Source organism: Streptomyces sp. NPDC046712 (assembly GCF_040645695.1).
Lineage (GTDB): Bacteria > Actinomycetota > Actinomycetes > Streptomycetales > Streptomycetaceae > Streptomyces.
On the sequence record NZ_JBEYYW010000007.1, the window covers coordinates 225,829 to 243,442 of the forward strand.

A 17,614-nucleotide genomic window follows, 5' to 3' on the forward strand; every position below is an offset into this window, starting at 1 on the left:
ATGAGCATGTTCGGGGACGGTTTGGACCAGGCGGTGCAGAAGGCCTTCACCCGCCCTATCCCGAAGTCGGCCGGCGCGCAGATGCGGTACCTGGTCAAGCAGCTCAAGGGCACCAGGGCGGTCGCCCAGATGCTGCGGGTCTCCCAGCGCACCGTGGAGCGGTACGTGAAGGACCAGATCAAGAAGCCCCGACCGGACCTCGCCGCGCGCCTGGAGCGAGAGGTGAAGGCGCGGTGGCAGCCCCAGATCCGCGCCAAGGCGAAGCGGGCGGCGGCCACCACGGGCGGCATCGTCATCGACACCCGCGCCCGCCTCGGCTACACCGCCCCGATCGGCTCGACCGACCAGGACCGGATCCGGCACCTGACCGTCGCCCTGCCACCCCAGTACGCCGCCCGACTCTTCCAGGCCCAGGAACAGGGCGCGGGCGACCAGGAGCTGGGGGAGATCGCCGCCGAAGCACTCAAGGAGGTGTACTTCCAGGACAGCGGCCGCCGCGCCGGCAGCCTGGAAGAGGTCCGCTTCACGGACGTCGAGCACCTTGAGTTCGACCTCTAGCAACGCCGCCACCTGGGTGGCGTTCGTCGCTGGCGTCATTGCGCGCCAGCCCCCGACTGAGCGCCACGGCTGGGTCCGGGCCATCCGGCGCAACCTGGGTGACGGGCGGCGCGCCGCGCGGAACGATCAGGCTCCATGCCTGATCTAGGACTCCGTGGCTCAGGGCTCACCCAGGCGTACGGCGAGGGCGGCGATGTCGTCGTCAAGGCGTCCTCTGCTGTGGCGGAGGAGGTCGCGGTGAAGAGCTGTGAGCAGTTCGCGGGGCGGTGTTGGGGGCTGTCTACGCATCCACGCTGCCAGCGGGAAGAATTCGCCGTCGCGGGCGCGGGTTTCGGCGATCCCGTCGGTGTAGAGGAGCAGCAGGTCGCCGGCGGCGAAGTCGAAGGTGTCGACGTTGTAGTGATCGCCGATCAGCTCCGCGAGGCTGAGAAGTGGCGAGGGCGTGGCGGGCTCGAGGGCACGGAGTTCCCTGCGATTCAGGAGCAGCGGCGGGGGGTGTCCGCAGTTGAGGATGTTGATACGTCTGCCCTCGTGCGGGATCTCGACGAGAAGGGCCGTGGCGAAGCGCTCAATCGGCCCGTCGGGGGGAAAGGCGGCGTTGTAACGGGTGCTGCTGGCGTCCAGCCTGCGTGCGACGTTGACCATGTCGGTCTCGCTGTACGCCGCCTCCCGGAAGGCGTTGACGATCGCCGCGGCCGCCCCCACTGCCGGCAGGCCCTTACCCCGCACGTCACCGATGAGCAGCCTGACCCCGTATGGCGTGTCGACCACCTCGTAGAAGTCCCCGCCGATGCGGGCCTCCGCCGCGGCCGCGAGGTACAGCGACTCGATCTCGACGTTCCCGAAGCGGCGTGGCATAGGGCTCAGCACCACCTGTTGCGCCGCGTCGGCGACGAGCCGTACCTGGAATAGGGTGCGCTCTCGCTGGAGCCGGGCATGGCTTCCGTACGCGGCTGCCACGGTGACCGCGATGATCCCTGCGGCCGTCCACCACGTTCCGAGATCGGGGAAGACGAGGCTGAGGCCGATCATCAGAAAGAGGCAGACCGTCCCGAGCAGGACGGTGGGGAGGACCGGCCACATGGCGGCGGCTAGCGCTGGTGCCGCGGGCAGGAGGCGGCTGAAGGCCATTTCCGGCGGAGTGGCGTAGGCCAGGCTTGCGATCACGACGGTCAGAAGGACCGGCGACAGCCGCACAAACCTCCCCGGGCCGTAGCGCCGACGGAGCCGCGGCCGTCCAGACTCGATCACACCCCCCAGAGTATCTGCACAAAAAGGGCATAGCGCTCTGGCGGGCACAGTCCGCTGCCTGCCCCGCCCGCGGCACGGCCGACGAGCGCTCCTATGGCCCGCGCCACTGAAACTGTCCTGTGCCTGTCATTGATCAACAAGGGAAAGTTGGTCGCGCACGACTGTTCCCTCACGTGTTCCCGCGCTGAAGGGGGAGCCTCTTCCCGAGTAGCGGGCTTCGGTGAGTGGCGCCTATCAGGTGCCGGCGGGGCGGGTCGTGAAGACGCGGTCCAGTAGGGCGTACAGGGTGGCCCGGTCCTCGTCGTCGAGTGTGGCCAGGCCCGCCAGTGTGGTGTGCATGTTGGCGCGGATCGTGTCGATGACGTGCTCGCCCTCGGGGGTGAGGACGACGTTCTTGACGCGGCGGTCGCCGGGGCTGGGCTCGCGGCGGACCAGGCCGCGCTTTTCCAGGCGGTCGACGATGCCCGTCATGTTGGAGGCGTCGCAGGCCAGCGTCTCGGCGAGCACGCGCATCGCGGCGGGGCCGTGGCGCAGCACGCTGAGCGTCCTGCCCTGGCTGGCTGTGAGCTTGTTGTGGGCGGCCGCTGCGGTGAAGTCGCCGTAGTAGGCGCCGAGTGACACCGAGAGCAGCTCCATGAGCTGGCCCGTGCCGACGCGCGGGGGTCCTGGCATGCGTTCCACCTTACGTCGAGAAACTTGACGATCTCAAATATCAAGGTCTACGGTAAATATTGCTTGATGTTCTCAAGCTTCCATGTTCTTAAGTAGTTGGGAAAGGGTTTCCGTGTCTCAGGCACAGCACAGGGCAACCGCACTGCCCTCCGGGCAGACCGTCACTGCGTCCTCCGCCTCTCGCGCGGCCGAGATCCTGTCCCGGCCCGTCACGCTGAACGGCCTGACCGTCCCGAATCGCATCGTGATGGCGCCGATGACGCGCATGTTCTCCCCGAACGGCGTCCCCGGTGAGGATGTGCAGTCGTACTACGCCCGTCGCGCCGCTGCGGGTGTGGGCCTGATCGTCACTGAGGGGACCTACGTCGGCCACGAGTCGGCCGGCCAGAGTGACCGTGTGCCGCGGTTCCACGGTGAGGAGCAGCTGGCGGGCTGGGCGGAGGTCGCCAATGCCGTGCACGCGGCGGGCGGCACGATCGTCCCGCAGCTGTGGCACATCGGCATGGTCCGCAAGCAGGGCGATGCGCCCTACGCCGACGCCCCCGCGGTCGGCCCCTCCGGCATCCGCGTCGACGGCACCGAGGGCACCGGCAAGGCGATGACCCGAAGCGACCTGGACGACGTCATCGGTGCCTTCGCGGAGGCCGCCGCGGCCGCCGAGCGCATCGGCTTCGACGGTGTCGAACTGCACGGCGCCCACGGCTACCTGCTCGACCAGTTCCTGTGGGCGGGGACGAACCGCCGTACCGACGCGTACGGCGGCGACCCCGTGGCACGTACGAAGTTCGCGGCCGAGATCGTGGCGGCGGTCCGCGAGACCGTCTCGCCCGACTTCCCGGTGATCTTCCGCTACTCGCAGTGGAAGCAGGAAGCTTACGACGCGAGGCTCGCCGAGACGCCGGAAGAGCTGGAGGCGATCCTGAGCCCGCTGGCCGCGGCCGGCGTCGACGCCTTCCATGCCTCCACCCGTCGCTACTGGCTTCCGGAGTTCGAAGGCTCGGACCTGAACCTGGCGGGCTGGACCAAGAAGCTCACCGGCAGGCCCACCATCACCGTCGGCTCGGTCGGCCTTGACGGCGACTTCATCCGCGCGTTCGCGGGCGAAGGCGCCGAGATCGGCAGCATCGACAACCTCCTCGACCGCCTGGAGCGCGACGAGTTCGACCTGGTCGCCGTCGGCCGCGCGCTGCTCCAGGACCCGCACTGGGCGGCGAAGGTTCTGGGGGACCGTTTTGAGGAGCTGAAGCCGTACGACGCGGCGGCGCTGAGGACGCTGAGCTAGGGCGCTTCTTTCGGATCACCTTGCTGACCAGATGAAAATGGCGGCGAGGTGGAGTCCCGCGAGGCAGATGGCTATCCGGTCGTATCGGATTGCCAGGCCGGGGCGTATACGACTCGCTGGCGCGGTCGGTAGCTCGCTGGGCTCATAACCCGCAGGTCGCGGGTTCGAATCCTGCCTCGGCCACGATGGAGTCGGGCCCGTCGCACATGGTGCGGCGGGCCCGACCGCGATACGCGTACTGCCCGCCATGCCCTGGCATGCGACGGCCATGCCCGCTGGCATGAGCCACCACACCTCGTTGGCCGTGACGCGTGGGCGACGGCTCGGGCGTAGTCGGCTGATGGCCGGTGTCGGTGTCCGCTGTCAGTGTCGGCGGGTGTGCGGGGGGCCGTCGGCTTGCGGGCTGTCTGCTTCGTGTTCCCTGATGGCGGCCTCTACCAGGGCGCGCGCGGCCCAGGTGATGGCCTCTTCTTCGGCCTGCGGGTCGAGGCCGCGGACGTCGCGCAGGGCGATCTGTGCCTCCCAGCCGACGACGATGGTCAGCGCTGAGATCAGGCGCTGGTACGACTCCTCGCTCAGGGTGTCGCGGAGAGGTTCGCAGGCCTGCTCCAGCCATTCGATCCGGCGGGGGCCTCGGCGCGGTCCGGTCGGCTCCGGAGCGTCGCTCGCCGGTGGATCGACGGTCAGACGGATCAGTCGGCGGCCGAGGGGGAGCGACTGCGGTGAGTACTTCAACAGCGTCCTTATGAGGGCGTCCACCCGGCCCGCGGGGTCGCCGGCCAGTGCGGGGTTGTTCAGCGCTTCCTCGACCGGGGGCTCGTTGAGCGCGCCGGCGGTGGCGTCGATCAGCAGGTGGTCGAGGCTCGGGAAGTACGCGTAGACCGTGCGACGTGACACGTCGGCGGCGGCCGCGATCTCGTCGATGGACGGCGTCGCTCCTGCGGCGCTCAGCCGGACCGCCGCGTCGACGATCGCTTTGCGGGTGCGGCGGCGCTGCGCTTCGCGGCCACCGCGGCGGACTGGATCGTCACTGGTCATCGTGGACTGTCGCTCCCGGGTCGTCGGGTGGGTCGGCTGGGGCTTGACGCCCCCTCACCAAATAAGTATATCTTCATGCAGTCGCTGCATAGCAGTGCAGTAACTGCACCGATGTGGGTTTCTTGTTGCGCCGGTCACATGGCCCGGTCACATCGTCGTACCTGTCACAGGGACCGGGGCGTCGGTGTCTTGAGGCCGAACCCTTTTGAAGCGGAGGACAGAGGATGAACGAGAACACCGACGTGGTCGTGATCGGCGGCGGGTACGCCGGCGTCATGGCGGCCAATCGCCTGACGCAGCGCGGCGACGTGAGTGTGACGTTGATCAACCCGCGTGCGACCTTCGTGGAGCGGATCCGCCTGCACCAGCTGGTGGGCGGGACGAACGACGCGGTCGTCGACTACCGGGAGGTGCTGGGCGAGGGCGTCCGGCTGGTGGTCGACAGCGTGACCCGGATCGACGCGGCGGGGCGCGGTCTGGAGCTGGCGTCGGGTGGCAGTGTCGGTTTCGACTACCTGGTCTACGCGGTGGGCAGTGGCAGCGCCGACCCGCGTGTGCCCGGGGCGGCCGAGTTCGCCTATCCGATCGCCGATCTGGAGGAGGCGGAGCGGCTGCGGCCGGTCCTGGACGCCGCGTCCGCTGCGGCTCCGGTGACGGTGGTCGGAGCCGGTCCGACCGGTATCGAGACGGCCGCCGAGCTGGCGGAGGCGGGCCGCGCGGTGACCCTGGTGTGCGGTGGGGTCCTCGGCCCGTACCTGCATGCTCGGGGCCGGCGCTCGGTCGCCGGGCGGCTGGCCAGGCTCGGGGTGGTCGTGGTCGACGGGCCCGATACGAAGGTGACGGCGGTGACCCGCGAGGCCGTGCGGCTCGCCGACGGCCGCGAGCTGCCGAGCGAGGTGACCATCTGGACGGCCGGGTTCGGTGTGCCGGACCTGGCGGTGCGCAGCGGGCTGAGCACGGACGCGCTGGGCCGGCTGCTCACGGACGAGACGCTGACGAGCGTGGACGACGAGCGCATTGTCGCGGCCGGGGATTCGGCGGCGCCGTCGGGCCTGCCGCTGCGGATGAGCTGCCAGGCCGCGATGCCGCTGGGCGCGCGGGCTGCCGACACGATCCTCAGCCGGATCGCCGGTGAGCAGCCCTCGCCCCTCAACCAGGCGTTCGCCGGCCAGTGCATCAGCCTGGGCCGACGCGCCGGTATCTTCCAGTTCGCCCACAAGCACGATGTCGCGGTGTGGTTCCACATCGCCGGCCGACCTGGCGCGAAGATCAAGGAGTTCGTCTGCAAGGTCACCGTCAAGCACCTGACCGACGAGGCACACAAGCCCGGCTCGTACGGCCTGCACCGCGTGTCGGGAGGTACCAAGCGCCAGGAGCTGCTCCAGGCCAAGCGCGACGAAGCGCCGGCCACCGCCGAACCGGCAGCCTGAAGCGTGTTGCACGAGGCTGCGTTCATGAAGCTCGGAGTGGGTCCCGCATGCTCTGGTCACGCGGCGAGGGCGAGGGGTGTGCATGCGGGCGACGGACTGTGTGCGCTGTGGCCCACTCCGGCTTGGGGATCACCCCGCCGTGCGGAACTCGTCAGCGCTCGCGGCATGGAGCAGGCGCTGGGTACCCCTGGGCGACGCCGGCCCGACTCACCGCTGCTGCCCGCCGCCATCACCCGGCGTCTCATGCCCCCCGCCAGCAACGACTCCGTGGTGCCAGGGGTTTTCACGCCCGCACTGGGGACGTCATCCGCCGGTGGCGTCCTCGGTCTCCCAGCGCAGTATGTCGCCCGGCTGGCACTGGAGCACCTCGCAGAGCGCGGCGAGGGTTGTGAAGCGTACTGCCTTGGCGCGGCCGTTCTTGAGTACGGCCAGGTTGGCGGGGGTGATCCCGACGCGGTCCGCGAGTTCTCCCACAGACATCTTCCGCTTGGCCAGCATCACGTCGATGTCGACGGCGATCGGCATCAGATCACCTCGTCCAACTCGGCCTGCATCTGTGCGGCTTCGACGTCGCGCGCTACGGCCTGGGCGAGCAGCATCCGGAGTACGAGCACGATGAGCGCGACCCCGAGGATGGCCAGGCCAACCCCGCCCATGATGACGGTGACGCCCGGGTCGTCCCGCTGGCCCGGCGCATTGATGGCCGTGACCGTGAACCACAACAGGGCAGCGGCCACGATGGCGCCGATCACGCCGTCCACGTACCGGAAGGCGGCGTGTGAGAACACGGTTCCGCGCCGCACCATCGTCACCAGCCGCCATACGCAGACCACGGCTACCTGGGCCGACATCATCCCCAGAATCGTGATCACGCGCAGCGGGGTCAGCGGAAGCGACCCGTCCTCGGGGTCGGTGGCCAACGCCCACACCATCAATGCCTGTACGAACACCGTGCCGGCGAGCACCACCGCGAGCACAGCCCGCAGCGCACGCACTGTCAGCTTCCCCACGACCCATCCTTCCATCGAGTTACGATGGGAATCTATCGAATCTCGATAGATGGAGCAAGGTCTGGGCTGGAGGGTGGGGCAGCGGGTTCGCACCGTGACGGCTACTGACGCGGAGGCGCCCGAATGAACGCACTGCTGTGCAGCGGTCACCCATGACCCGATGCACGCGCGAGGAGGTGTGGTGCACGGGCATGCGGCGGTGGTCGTCGACGACGAACCGGTGTCGCCCGCGCACCGATGCACTGGGACTTCTCGTCCTGGCACCTTCGCCTCGGAAGCGGCCCCGAGTCATGGGCTGAGGCGGGTTTGGGCCCGTTTATGCGGCGGGGTTGAGTTCGGCGCGGCCGAACAGCAGGGGGTAGCCGGTGGGGAGCTGGTGGAGGATGCGGGTGATCAGGTCGGGGCCGGCGTAGGCGGCGACGGCCGCGAAGACGGAGCCGGTGTCCCAGCGGGTGGTGGCGGGGGAGGCGCCGGCGCGGGCGGCGAGGTCTTTGACGAAGGCCCAGCCGGTCAGTGGCTGGGTGTCGGGGATCTGTGCGGTCAGGGCGCGTGCGGCCTCCAGCGGCAGCCGGGCGGCCAGGTCGACGCGTTCGTCGCCGGTCAGCTGGCGTCCCAGCCCCGAAAGGACCAGGCGGACGGCTTCGTCGGCTCTCTCGCGGGTGGGGTAGGCGCCTTCGTAGCGGACCCTCTCCAGCATCTGCTCGTACGCCGTCCCGTACGGCTGCTGGTGCTCAAGCGGTGCGCGCACGTCGGTGGTCACTGCGGTGCATGCCTTTCGTGGAGTCAGGGTTGGGTGGTGCCGGTGTGGCACCGAGGTATGGGTCACGTGGGCTGGGGGCGGCCGAAGAGGAGGTCGTAGCCGACGGGGAGCTGGAGCAGGATCTGCCCCAGCAGGTCGTCGCCGACGGTGTCGGCGACCGCGGACAGGACAGCGCTGACGTCCCAGGTCGCGGTCTGCTCGGTGGCGCCCTCGATCCAGGCCGCGGTCGCCCGGACGAACCGCTCCGGTGGCAGCGGCTCGGCGCTCTGCAGCGGGTTGAGGAGGATCAGGGCGAATTCATCCGGCAAGCGGGCCGCGAGCTGGGCGCGGACTTCGCCGACCAGGTGCGCGCCGAGCAGGGCGAGTACGACACGGGTCGCACGCTCGGCTTCCTTCAGAGTGTCGTACTCGCCGCGTTCCTTCACATGGTCGAGGAACGCTTCACGTCGCAGAGTCATCTCGGCCGCCACCCCTTCTTCGGACTGTTCCACGGGGGTGCGGAGGGCGGGTTGAACGGGGAGGTCAGGTGCCCGTCCTCCGCACCTGTCCGGCTGGTGTCAGCCGGAGATCTCCTTGCGGCCGGATCCGACGCCGATGGAGATCTTGCGGGGCTTGGCGCGCTCGGCGATCGGGATGCGCAGGGTCAGCACGCCCGCGTCGTAGTCGGCCTTGATGTGCTCGGTGTCCAGAGTGTCGGCCAGCACCAACTGGCGGGAGAAGACACCCAGCGGCCGCTCGGACAGTTCCATCTGCACGTCGTCGGCCTTCGCCACCGGTCGCCGCTCGGCCTTGACCGTGAGCATGTTCCGCTCGACGTCGATGTCGATCGCGTCGGCGCTGACACCGGGCAGGTCGAAGGCCACCACGTACTCTTCGCCCTCGCGGTATGCGTCCATCGGCATCGCCGACGGCCTCGACCAGGTGCCCGGTCCCATCAGCTGCTGCGTCAGCCGGTCCAGCTCACGGAAGGGGTCAGTGCGCATCAACATCGTGAAAACACCTCCAGCAGGTTCAGGCAGTTGCTGCCAATGCGCCTCACTGACACCGTTGTAACATGTCATCCAATGGATGACAAACATGATGTCGTCCACATGATGACAACGAGAGTGAGGTGCCCGTGACCCCGGCCGACCAGCCGTCCCCGGCCAGCGCCGAGACCCACAGCCCGGCGTCGTTCCTCGCCGCCGCGGCGGCCCTCAACGCCATAGACGACGCCCTGCGCGAAGCCCGGCGCGAGGCTCCCGACACGCCCGGCGCCGGGCCGGGCCCGGAGCAGGCCCTGGCCTCGCTGATGCTGCTGCGGCAGGTCCGCGAGCAGCTCGCCGGATGGGAGACGGGCCTGATCGAAACGGCCCGCGACGCGGGCGCCAGCTGGGCCGACCTCGCCCACCCCCTCGGTGTGGCGAGCCGGCAGGCCGCCGAGCGCCGCTATCTGCGCGGCCGTCCGGGCCCCGCCGGGACCACCGGAGAGCAGCGCGTCCAGGCCACCCGCCAGGCCCGGGCCGCCGATCGCACCGCCGCTACCTGGGCCCGCCGCAACGCGGCCGACCTGCGCCGCCTCGCCGGTCAGATCACCGCCCTCACCGACCTTCCCCCCGCCGCCCGCCTCCCGATCAGCAAGCTCCACGCGGCCCTCGCTCACGACGACCCCGCCGACCTCATCCCGCCCTTGACTGCCACCCGCCGTCATCTGACCGCCCACCCCGACCTCGCAGCCCAGCTCGACACCCTCACACCGCCCTAGGGCTCGTCCGGCGGATCATGGGCCGAGCCAGGGCCGGACCGATGCGAGGGCCGGCCAGTGCGCTAATCGTGTTGACCGCCCCCGGCAGGCAGTGCTGGAGTCGGCACGTGGACAGCATCCCCGCCAACCGGCGGCTCTGGAACGAGATCAGCAGCGCCTACCAGCACGAGCATGACCCGCAAATCGGCGCCGCACCCCGGCTGTGGGGCATGTACTCCATCCCCGACGCGCACCTGCGCGCCCTGGGTGACGTCACCGGCAAGCGCGTCCTGGAACTCGGCTGCGGCGCCGGCCAGTGGTCCAGGGCGCTTGCCGCCGAGGGCGCCACCGTGGTCGGGCTCGACCTGTCCGAAGCCCAACTCGCCGCAGCGGCCCGCGCGATGGGAGCGGCCCGCTACCCGCTGGTGCAAGGCGCCGCCGAACGACTCCCCTTCGCCGCCGACAGCTTCGACCTGGTGTTCTGCGACTTCGGTGGGCTCAGCTGGGCGCCCCCGCACCTGGCCGTCCCGCAGGCCGCACGCGTCTTGCGCCGAGGCGGGCGCCTGGTGTTCAACGTCGCCAGTCCATGGTTCGAAGCTTGCTACGACGAAGCCGCCAGCCGCGTGACCACGACGCTGCAGAAGGACTACTTCGGGCTGAACACCATCGCCGAAGGCGACGGCGCGACCAGCTATCAGCTCACCTACGGCGACTGGGTCAAGGTCCTGCGCGGCGCGGGTCTCATAATCGACGACCTCATCGAGCCACGGCCCGAAGTCGGAACACCCAACGGCTACAACGAAACCGACCCACCCGACTGGGCACACCGCTGGCCGGCGGAACTGCTCTGGGTAACCCACAAACCGTAAGTTCCGCCGCGCCAAGACGTGAAGGCATCCCCTCGCCGGACAGGCCCTAGGGCCGGTCTGACAAATGGCCGCGACCATGGATCGCACGCCTCGGATGGTGCGCCCGCGGCGCCCGGCCTTGCCGGGCGGGAGCGGGCGCCGCGGGGTTCAGAAGCCGATCGTGGTCTCGAAGGTGTCGCGGGTCTGGGCGAGTTGGTACCAGCGGTCGGCGTGGAGTCGGGGTCGCCCTCTCCGGTACCGGGCAGGATCGGCACGCGCACGCTCAGGTGGCCGATGTAGATGCCCTCGGGAGCGAGCTCGGCGTGGGCGCCGCCGGCCCAGTTGCGCAGGCCGGCCTGGGCGATGGCCGCGTTGCCGAGAATCGGCATGGGGTCGATGGCGGAGCGGCTGGTGGTGAACAGCAGGGCGCCGTCGCGGGCCGGGCGCATCGCGGGCAGCACGGTGGCGCCGGCGGTCAGGGCACCGCCGACGACGAGGTCGAGCATCCTCGCAGCGGGGCCCTGCGCTTCGGCGCCCGGCGCGATCAGGTCCCCGGCATTTCCCAGCGCATGCTCACCATCACCCTGCGCCACCTGGAGCGCGACGGCTTGCTGACCCGCACCGTCTGCGCGCAGGTGCACGCCCGGGTGGAGTACGAGCTGGGACATCGAGACGGCCTCGGTGACGGTCAGTGCCGCAGGCCGAGGACGATCATGCGCATCGTGTCCTGCCCGGCGTGCGTGATGAACACGCCCGCACCCTTGGCCATGGCGGTCGGCGTCGTGGTCGTCTCCGACAGGGGCTTGGCAGCACCGGTGGCTGCGGAGACGGAGACCGGGATCCGCGGGGCGTCTTCCCCGGCGATGCCGTAGGCGGTGCCGTCGTCGCCGACGGAGGAGAGGATGATCTCCTTGGCGTCCTCACCCTTGTCGACGCACGTGCCCTTGCCCGTCTGCAGGTCGAAGACGTTGCCGCCCTTGACCAGGTAGCGCCCGTTGGGGGAGACCGCCGCCGGAACGTCGTCCCGGTACGTCACCTTGGGAATGCGGGCGGCGTACGAGGTGGTTGCGGTCTCGCACGGGGCAGTGGCCCGGACCTTGCCGGTCGCCAGGTCGTGTACGGCGGAGATCTTCTCACTCCCCGTGACGGCGGAGCTGTCCTTCCTCCCCTTGCCCCACCCGGCGATCAGGAGGTCGCCGACGGCACCGACGATATGGCCGTTGGGAATTTGCTTCACGGAGTTCGCGACCGGTTCGAATTCGACGACCGCCTCGACGCCTGGCGGAATCGCCTTCGCGCTGTCCCAGCCGCCGTCGACGCCGAATCCGCCTTCTCCGGTGCCCTCGTGCTTGTTGTTGGTCACCAGCCCGTCCCGGCCAGGGAATGCCATGTGGTAGTCGCCGTCCACTGACTGCCCGCCGATCCGGACCTTGGCGTCGCCGTTGTCGGTGACCTTCCCGTCGGGCGAGATCAGGAAGTTGTCGGAGTAGGACCTGACAAGCAGACCACCCGCACCGGGAAACACACTGAGTTGGTTGTCGAACTCGCCATCCGGCGCTTCGATGTCCCCGGAGCCGGTGGGCGCGAGGTCCTTCCCGGACGCGTCGGCCGGGTAGAAGGCCGCGGAGATGGCCTGCTTGAAGTCGTGGAGCTCGTCCTTTCGCTTCTCGCCGCGTGCCCACACGGCGAAGAACTCGCGTCCGCCGCCCGTGATCAGGGAGATACGGGGGACTGCCAGCACCGAGGCGTAGTCCGCGCTCTGCTCGTCGGAGAGCTTCGGGGCCTGCCAGGGCTTGCCGGTCGACAGCAGCTTGCCGGACGCGGCCTCGCGCACGCTCAGTACGTAGCCCTGCTTCGTCTTGTCCAGATAGGCGACCGTGCCGCTCTTCGCCGAGACCGCGAACGGGAAGGGCTGCCCCTCAGACAGCCAGTCGGCCTTTACCTCCCACCCCTTGCCGCTGTCGAAGGCGTCGGGTGCCGTGATCTTGCTGGTCAGGGCGACGCCAGACGTGCTGTCGGTTCCCCCGCCGGCGGCTCCGCCTCCTGGTTTGCTGTCCGCGCCGTCACCGCCGGACGTGCACGCCGACAGTGCGCCAATCAATGCGCCTGTCAGCAGCATGGCCGTGGCCGTCTTGCCGGTCCTCATCCTCAGCCCTTTCAGTACACAGGGCGATGAGGCAGCTAGGCCGTCTCCCCCCCGGTAGACGGTGCGTATGCAAATGATCAAGCAGAGATCAGAGGGTACAGCATCTCGTACATCAGATGGGGTGGCTGCTGGACCCAAGCCGCCAGGAGCGAGCCGGCTTCCGCATCCTCGAGAGCCCGACATAAACGGCTGTTGCCCGCCGGAACGACACACCAGAAGCACGAACACCACGGAGACCGATACGAACTGACCGTCCGAGACCACTACTCCCAGGCGTTCAACAAGTCCCAGGCCAACGGCCAGCCCCACAGGGGGCGGTCAGCCTGGTCACCGTCACCTTCGAGGGCCGTCCGCGCATCCGTCACGGCCTCACCTCCGGTCGCGGCAAAGCAAAAGTACGGCTGCGGCTGGATGACACTGGCTCCCCTGCCAGGTGGGGCCCGTTGACGAGAGTCTCGCAACGCACGGCACTCATCCCGTGCGACCTCACCCGCACAGGCGAGCGGCGCTGCACGGTCCACCGGATGCCAACGCCCTCACAGCCCCCGACGCCGACCGCACCACCCACTTCCCGTCGGCAACCATCGGCACCCTGCTCCTCGGCCCGGACACTCGCATCACTCATCAGGCGACGAGCGTCCTTTGAGAGACCGGCGCCGCAGCCGCGTGGGTGGGCGAGCCGGGGGTGCGCTACTACGCCGGGGGCGGTGCCTTGACCCGGCCCTCGGGCCTGGCCGAAGCACAGGCGGTCCATAGGGCCAACGCGCGCTCACGTCCCGCCGTCGCACGCGCCATGTACCGGCTCAGGTTCCCTGACGAAGACCCGGCAGACCTGACGCGCGTGAACTCCTCGGCCGCGAGGGCAGCCGTGTGAAGGACTGCTACCGGGCATAGGCAGCTCGCACCGGAGTCCCCTGACGCGGCCGCAGGTACATCCCCGGCAACTTCGGCACCAGGCTGGTAGCGACAGATATTCCTGTCGCATCGACCATTCGACAGGTAGACTTGTCGCATGACTGATGTGGCTGGGATCCCGACTCCCGACAAGAACGACGAGAACTTCTGGACCACCTTCTCGAACCTGGTGGAGCCCCCCTGGAGCGAGCCCACCCAGGAGGACACGTTCACCATGGACGAGAGAGTCCACGACGCGGTCCGCGCCCTGGCTGAACGGATCTCGACCCGCGCGCTGGCCTACCGCGTCGCCGACAAGTCCTTTGACCCCGTGCTCATGGCAGCGCCCGATGTGCAACTGGCACTTCTGCGGGCTCTGTACGAAGCCAAGCAGTCCGTCGACCGGTTGGCGGAGAGCGCCGCCACCGTCGCCGGCCGCAGCGGAGCGAACTACGCCCAGCTCGGTGCCGCCTGGGGCGGTATCAAGCGTCAGTCCGCCCGTCTCAAGTGGCCCCACGCCGTAGTCAAGCAATCCACCAGCGAGTCCATCCCGCTCCACTACGCAGGTGGTACCGCCGTCGTGCACCACGATGCCGACGCCGACGCCTGGTGGTACACCGCCACCGCCGCAGACCAGCAGGAGAATGAGTCCGAACCCGTCCACAGCACCTACGCCGAGGCCATCGCGGGAGCGACCGAGTTTCTCCTCGCGCACGCCCTGCCCGCCCGGCAGCCGCACGCGTGACCCGAACGCCCCCGCCGCAGGCGCCGGGATGGTGGAACCCTTCGCCCGGCCAGAGCGGGACTGATAGGTGTGCTGCCCGCCGTGGTTCTCGCTGTTCTGCCTCTGTCCGGTCCCGGCTCCGAGGAGGAGCCAGGACCGGGTGGCGCGGGGCTATCGGATGACGAGGTCACCGGGGAGGTAGAGGAAGCGGAGTGCTGCCTGCGCCGGCGGCGAAGCGCCACCAGAACAGGGCGACGGCTGGCGATCGAATGAGTAGAGCAGGCAGGCGAAGGTGCGGGCGCCTGCCTGGTCGTAGTCGTTGGAGAACACGTGGAGCCGGTCGATGTCGTCGGAGCGGAGCACGACGTCGCGCAGCCAGCGGACGCGCCCGAACTCGGTACCGCGCTCGACTCGGACACGTACGACTATGCAGTCGCTGTGTTGGGGAACGGCGGTGCATCCGAGCTGTGGATGGAGGTACTTCACGATCAACCTCCGCCGAGAGGTCGCCCGCCGTGCTGGCCTGACGCAGAACGCCGCCCGCGAGCAGTCTCGCGTCCCGTCCTCGTATCTGCGCCGGGCGGTAGTCGGGGGAGCGGGGGCCGGGGGCCTTTCGCCGGCCAATGCAGTTACATTGGCTCGGCCCTCCGATTGGAGCAACCGGACAGCACCTGGCCGTATCGCGGGTTCCGGGCCCACGACGGGCGCGGTCCCCGTCCGCGCAGCTGTACCTTTCACGTTCGGCGTCCTTCCACCGCCGAACAACTTTCGAGATTGTGATCAACATGAACGCCTATGCGGGCCCCTTGCTCGCTCGTCCTGATGGACCAGTACCGGCCTTCAAGCTGGGGGCGGTGCAGTCCATCGCCCTACTTCTGGGCAGCTTTCTCTGCGGCACCGCTCTGGCCTACCTCCTCGTGGAGGCCACCGGCGGGCACATGACGGCAGCGGAGCTGAGGTCGTGCCTTTCAGTGGCCATAGTCGCGAGCGTGGTCGTTCCGGCCCTGCCTCCTCACTACCGCGTCGAGCTCAACGACGACTTCCTCGTCCTGCGCGGGGACGGGCGCCGCGAGATCGCGTGGCGGGACATCATCGGCGTGGAGATCCGGAAGACCGTCGGGATCCGGACGGTCGCCGTGCACGTGTCCGGCGGACGCCGGATACCGCTGCGTGCGCCGATGTCCTTCCTGGACCGCGGCTTCGACGACAAGGCCAAGGTCCTCACGGAGTGGTGGACCGCCCGCCGGGGTAGCCCCGAGGGCTTGTAGCGCCGCCGATCGTTTTGCCAGGAGACACGCGGCCGACTCGGCCGCGTTCGCCGACTGTGGGAACTGAAGACATGCTGGTGTCGGCGTACACATGAACGTGCCCAGTCACCCGACGGATGAATGGGGTCTGTCGCTGATCTCGTGACCTGCCTCTGGGTGATCGCGGGCACTGCGGAGCCGAGAGGTCGTCATGCTGATGGCAGCGGGGGCCCTGAACCGGTAAGTTAGTGATCTTCGGCTGGCGCAAGCTCCCGGAGTCCCTGAAGGCGAACATCCGTGACGAACCTCGATCAGGCCCGCGCACGCCATCGTCTCGATGCCGCACTGGACGGCCTGGCCGTCACCTTCCGCGGGATGACCGCTCACCCCGACGAGTCCAACTGCGAGTGTCACTGGGGCAGCGCGGGGGACCTCGCGCAGCTGAAGGTTGCGGATGCGGAGCTGGACTCCGATCTTCTGCGGCGCACATGGCAGGCCATCGACTGGAGCGATCACGCATCCGTGTTGCGCCGGATCCTGCCCCAGTTCGCCTCGGCCCTCGTCAGCGGCCTCGTCAAATCCGTCTTCGGCATGGAACGGGTCGGGCTTGCGTTCGCTCTAGGCAACTGGAAAGAGTGGCCTGCCGAGCAGGCCGCCGCAGTGGAGGAGTTCCTGCAGGCATGGTGGGCGTACGCGCTCACCGATCCGAATCCCACCGTGTCAGCGCACGACCTCCTTGTCCTGACTGCCGAGGCGACGGGCACGCTGAGCCCGTGGCTCGACGCCTGGGAAGCGCTGAGTGACCCTGTCGCAGACGGACATCTGGTCGAGGCGGCTGAACACTGGGAGTACGACCTGCTCGGTGACCAACTTCCCTGGTCCGCTTGGGAGAACGAGGAAGCGATGCGCGCCGAGCTGACTGCCTGGCTTGTCCGCCACGCGCCCGCCCGGCTCCGTGCCCATGGCGCATCCGAGGATCTGCTTCACCGGATACGGCTGCTCGGCGTCACCGGACCCGACCGCTGGGAAGACCCGCACTGGCCCGGCCACCGCTACTGATCCACCGAACCGCGCGGTGCTCACTCTCCACCCGCCTAGGCACGTGGGCCCAGGCCGACCGCCTCACAAGATCTGCGGCAGAGCCAATGAAGGTTCTGGCTCAACTTCTGTGACGTGGCCACTCTGAGTGACAGCTGGACCTTTTCGAGCCGTACGCGAAGTCGTCCGAAAATGGCCCGTCGGCTCGGCGATTGGGCTGACAGTTCGGGGCCGTGGAAGAGGTTGTGCTCCTGCTCAAGGAGTTGTTGTTCCCGTCGATCGCGGACGTCGCGGTGCTGTCGGTGGACGTGAATATCGAGATAGCGCGCGTTGATGCGCAATCTGTGGCGGACGGTGCCGTGTGCCCGGTCTGCGGAGTCTGGTCGAACCGGGTTCATGGTGCCTACCTGCGGTTTCCCGCTGATGTGCCGAGCGGTGGCCGAAGTGTTGTTCTCCAGTTGAGGGTCCGTCGGTTCACCTGCGGGAACTCGGGCTGCGCACGCCGTACCTTCGTCGAGGAGGTGCCGGGCCTGACACGCCGGCACAGTCAGCGGACCGAGCGGTTGCGTTCCACCCTGGCCGCAGTCGGCCTGGCCCTCGCGGGCCGCGCCGGGGCCCGCATCGCCCGCGTTCTCGGGGTGTCCGTCAGCCGCAGCACGGTGCTCCGGCTGGTGGACGATCTTCCCGAACCCGAGATACCCGCGCCGCGGGTGGTCTGCGTCGACGAGTACGCCACCCGCAAGGGCCGCCACTACGGCACTGTCCTCATCGACATCGAGACCCGGCGCCCCGTCGATCTGCTGCCGGACCGGGAGGCGTCCAGCCTGGCGGCCTGGCTCGCCTAACGGTCGGGCGTCGAGGTCGTATGCCGGGACCGGGCGCCTTTCTTCGCCGAAGGCGCCTCCGTCGGCGCCCCGCAGGCCGTCCAGGTCGCGGACCGGTGGCACCCAGATCGTGCGCTAAAAGTCCAGCTCAAAGGCCGTGAGCGCAGCC

The 17,614-nt window shown here is 69.1% G+C and carries 18 protein-coding genes and 3 pseudogenes; 12 read left to right on the plus strand and 9 right to left on the minus strand.

Features of this window, described 5'->3' with window-relative positions; genetic code table 11:
- Positions 1 to 558, plus strand: a complete 558-nt coding sequence (locus tag ABZ939_RS12515; protein ID WP_361852474.1) for an XRE family transcriptional regulator — start codon at positions 1 to 3, stop codon at positions 556 to 558.
- A gap of 159 nt (positions 559 to 717) precedes the next feature.
- On the opposite strand, the gene ABZ939_RS12520 is transcribed toward ABZ939_RS12515, so the two are convergent.
- Positions 718 to 1,755: a PP2C family protein-serine/threonine phosphatase gene (locus ABZ939_RS12520; protein WP_361852625.1), complete on the minus strand. Its 1,038-nt coding sequence runs from the start codon at positions 1,753 to 1,755 to the stop codon at positions 718 to 720.
- A gap of 288 nt (positions 1,756 to 2,043) precedes the next feature.
- Entirely contained in the window at positions 2,044 to 2,481 is a 438-nt protein-coding gene (locus ABZ939_RS12525) for a MarR family transcriptional regulator (RefSeq protein ID WP_361852477.1), read from the minus strand.
- 142 nt (positions 2,482 to 2,623) lie between these two features.
- Between ABZ939_RS12525 and ABZ939_RS12530 the strand changes: the two genes are divergently transcribed.
- Positions 2,624 to 3,763 carry an NADH:flavin oxidoreductase gene (locus ABZ939_RS12530; protein WP_361852627.1) on the plus strand — a complete coding sequence of 380 codons (1,140 nt, stop codon included), beginning with the start codon at positions 2,624 to 2,626 and terminating at the stop codon, positions 3,761 to 3,763.
- A gap of 363 nt (positions 3,764 to 4,126) precedes the next feature.
- Here ABZ939_RS12530 and ABZ939_RS12535 read toward each other — a convergent pair whose 3' ends face one another.
- Positions 4,127 to 4,801, minus strand: a complete 675-nt coding sequence (locus ABZ939_RS12535) for a TetR/AcrR family transcriptional regulator (protein ID WP_361852480.1) — start codon at positions 4,799 to 4,801, stop codon at positions 4,127 to 4,129.
- A 224-nt stretch (positions 4,802 to 5,025) separates the two neighbouring features.
- On the opposite strand from ABZ939_RS12535, the gene ABZ939_RS12540 reads away from it, so the two are divergent.
- Positions 5,026 to 6,231: an FAD-dependent oxidoreductase gene (locus ABZ939_RS12540; protein WP_361852483.1), complete on the plus strand. Its 1,206-nt coding sequence runs from the start codon at positions 5,026 to 5,028 to the stop codon at positions 6,229 to 6,231.
- 303 nt (positions 6,232 to 6,534) lie between these two features.
- Here ABZ939_RS12540 and ABZ939_RS12545 read toward each other — a convergent pair whose 3' ends face one another.
- The 5 genes from ABZ939_RS12545 to ABZ939_RS12565 all read right to left on the minus strand — a co-directional run bounded on the left by ABZ939_RS12545 (position 6,535) and on the right by ABZ939_RS12565 (position 8,990).
- The gene (locus ABZ939_RS12545; protein ID WP_361852486.1) at positions 6,535 to 6,756 is read right to left on the minus strand and encodes a helix-turn-helix transcriptional regulator; all 222 of its coding nucleotides are present in this window, start codon (positions 6,754 to 6,756) and stop codon (positions 6,535 to 6,537) included.
- Positions 6,756 to 7,241: a DUF2975 domain-containing protein gene (locus ABZ939_RS12550; protein WP_361852489.1), complete on the minus strand. Its 486-nt coding sequence runs from the start codon at positions 7,239 to 7,241 to the stop codon at positions 6,756 to 6,758. Before ABZ939_RS12550 ends, ABZ939_RS12545 begins: the two co-directional genes overlap by 1 nt.
- Positions 7,242 to 7,557: 316 nt before the next feature.
- Positions 7,558 to 8,001, minus strand: coding sequence for a DUF2267 domain-containing protein (locus ABZ939_RS12555; protein ID WP_361852492.1), 444 nt, complete (start codon positions 7,999 to 8,001; stop codon positions 7,558 to 7,560).
- A gap of 62 nt (positions 8,002 to 8,063) precedes the next feature.
- Positions 8,064 to 8,459, minus strand: coding sequence for a DUF2267 domain-containing protein (locus ABZ939_RS12560; RefSeq protein ID WP_361852495.1), 396 nt, complete (start codon positions 8,457 to 8,459; stop codon positions 8,064 to 8,066).
- Positions 8,460 to 8,558: 99 nt separating this feature from the next.
- Positions 8,559 to 8,990, minus strand: coding sequence for an Hsp20/alpha crystallin family protein (locus ABZ939_RS12565; protein WP_361852498.1), 432 nt, complete (start codon positions 8,988 to 8,990; stop codon positions 8,559 to 8,561).
- Positions 8,991 to 9,118: 128 nt separating this feature from the next.
- Here ABZ939_RS12565 and ABZ939_RS12570 point away from each other — a divergent pair, with 128 nt between their 5' ends.
- The 3 genes and pseudogenes from ABZ939_RS12570 to ABZ939_RS12580 all read left to right on the plus strand — a co-directional run.
- A complete protein-coding gene (locus tag ABZ939_RS12570; RefSeq protein WP_361852629.1) occupies positions 9,119 to 9,745 on the plus strand; it encodes a type III effector protein in 627 nt (208 codons plus the stop codon).
- 107 nt (positions 9,746 to 9,852) lie between these two features.
- Positions 9,853 to 10,593, plus strand: coding sequence for a methyltransferase domain-containing protein (locus tag ABZ939_RS12575; protein ID WP_361852501.1), 741 nt, complete (start codon positions 9,853 to 9,855; stop codon positions 10,591 to 10,593).
- A gap of 527 nt (positions 10,594 to 11,120) precedes the next feature.
- A pseudogene (locus ABZ939_RS12580) lies at positions 11,121 to 11,234 on the plus strand (winged helix-turn-helix transcriptional regulator); the annotation flags it as partial.
- A gap of 26 nt (positions 11,235 to 11,260) precedes the next feature.
- Here ABZ939_RS12580 and ABZ939_RS12585 read toward each other — a convergent pair.
- Entirely contained in the window at positions 11,261 to 12,718 is a 1,458-nt protein-coding gene (locus ABZ939_RS12585) for a hypothetical protein (protein WP_361852504.1), read from the minus strand.
- Positions 12,719 to 13,161: 443 nt separating this feature from the next.
- Between ABZ939_RS12585 and ABZ939_RS12590 the strand changes: the two are divergent.
- From ABZ939_RS12590 to ABZ939_RS12615, 6 genes and pseudogenes are all read left to right on the plus strand, one after another.
- Positions 13,162 to 13,633, plus strand: a pseudogene (locus ABZ939_RS12590) (type I-E CRISPR-associated endonuclease Cas1); the annotation flags it as partial.
- Positions 13,634 to 13,730: 97 nt separating this feature from the next.
- Complete coding sequence (locus tag ABZ939_RS12595; RefSeq protein WP_361852506.1) at positions 13,731 to 14,357, plus strand: hypothetical protein; 627 nt, start codon at positions 13,731 to 13,733, stop codon at positions 14,355 to 14,357.
- A gap of 354 nt (positions 14,358 to 14,711) precedes the next feature.
- Positions 14,712 to 14,895: pseudogene (locus ABZ939_RS12600) on the plus strand (replication initiator); the annotation flags it as partial.
- A gap of 295 nt (positions 14,896 to 15,190) precedes the next feature.
- The gene (locus tag ABZ939_RS12605) at positions 15,191 to 15,604 is read left to right on the plus strand and encodes a hypothetical protein (protein WP_361852509.1); all 414 of its coding nucleotides are present in this window, start codon (positions 15,191 to 15,193) and stop codon (positions 15,602 to 15,604) included.
- A 276-nt stretch (positions 15,605 to 15,880) separates the two neighbouring features.
- Positions 15,881 to 16,642 carry a hypothetical protein gene (locus tag ABZ939_RS12610; RefSeq protein WP_361852512.1) on the plus strand — a complete coding sequence of 254 codons (762 nt, stop codon included), beginning with the start codon at positions 15,881 to 15,883 and terminating at the stop codon, positions 16,640 to 16,642.
- 212 nt (positions 16,643 to 16,854) lie between these two features.
- The gene (locus tag ABZ939_RS12615) at positions 16,855 to 17,466 is read left to right on the plus strand and encodes a transposase family protein (protein WP_361852515.1); all 612 of its coding nucleotides are present in this window, start codon (positions 16,855 to 16,857) and stop codon (positions 17,464 to 17,466) included.
- Positions 17,467 to 17,614: the final 148 nt, after the last annotated feature.

Excerpts from the sequence above, each read along its gene's own strand:
- ABZ939_RS12515 (WP_361852474.1), top strand. The coding sequence starts at position 1 with ATGAGCATGTTCGGGGACGGTTTGGACCAGGCGGTGCAGAAGGCCTTC.
- ABZ939_RS12525 (WP_361852477.1), bottom strand. The coding sequence starts at position 2,481 with ATGCCAGGACCCCCGCGCGTCGGCACGGGCCAGCTCATGGAGCTGCTC.
- ABZ939_RS12535 (WP_361852480.1), bottom strand. The coding sequence starts at position 4,801 with ATGACCAGTGACGATCCAGTCCGCCGCGGTGGCCGCGAAGCGCAGCGC.
- ABZ939_RS12540 (WP_361852483.1), top strand. The coding sequence starts at position 5,026 with ATGAACGAGAACACCGACGTGGTCGTGATCGGCGGCGGGTACGCCGGC.
- ABZ939_RS12545 (WP_361852486.1), bottom strand. The coding sequence starts at position 6,756 with ATGCCGATCGCCGTCGACATCGACGTGATGCTGGCCAAGCGGAAGATG.
- ABZ939_RS12560 (WP_361852495.1), bottom strand. The coding sequence starts at position 8,459 with ATGACTCTGCGACGTGAAGCGTTCCTCGACCATGTGAAGGAACGCGGC.
- ABZ939_RS12565 (WP_361852498.1), bottom strand. The coding sequence starts at position 8,990 with ATGTTGATGCGCACTGACCCCTTCCGTGAGCTGGACCGGCTGACGCAG.
- ABZ939_RS12585 (WP_361852504.1), bottom strand. The coding sequence starts at position 12,718 with ATGAGGACCGGCAAGACGGCCACGGCCATGCTGCTGACAGGCGCATTG.
- ABZ939_RS12595 (WP_361852506.1), top strand. The coding sequence starts at position 13,731 with ATGACTGATGTGGCTGGGATCCCGACTCCCGACAAGAACGACGAGAAC.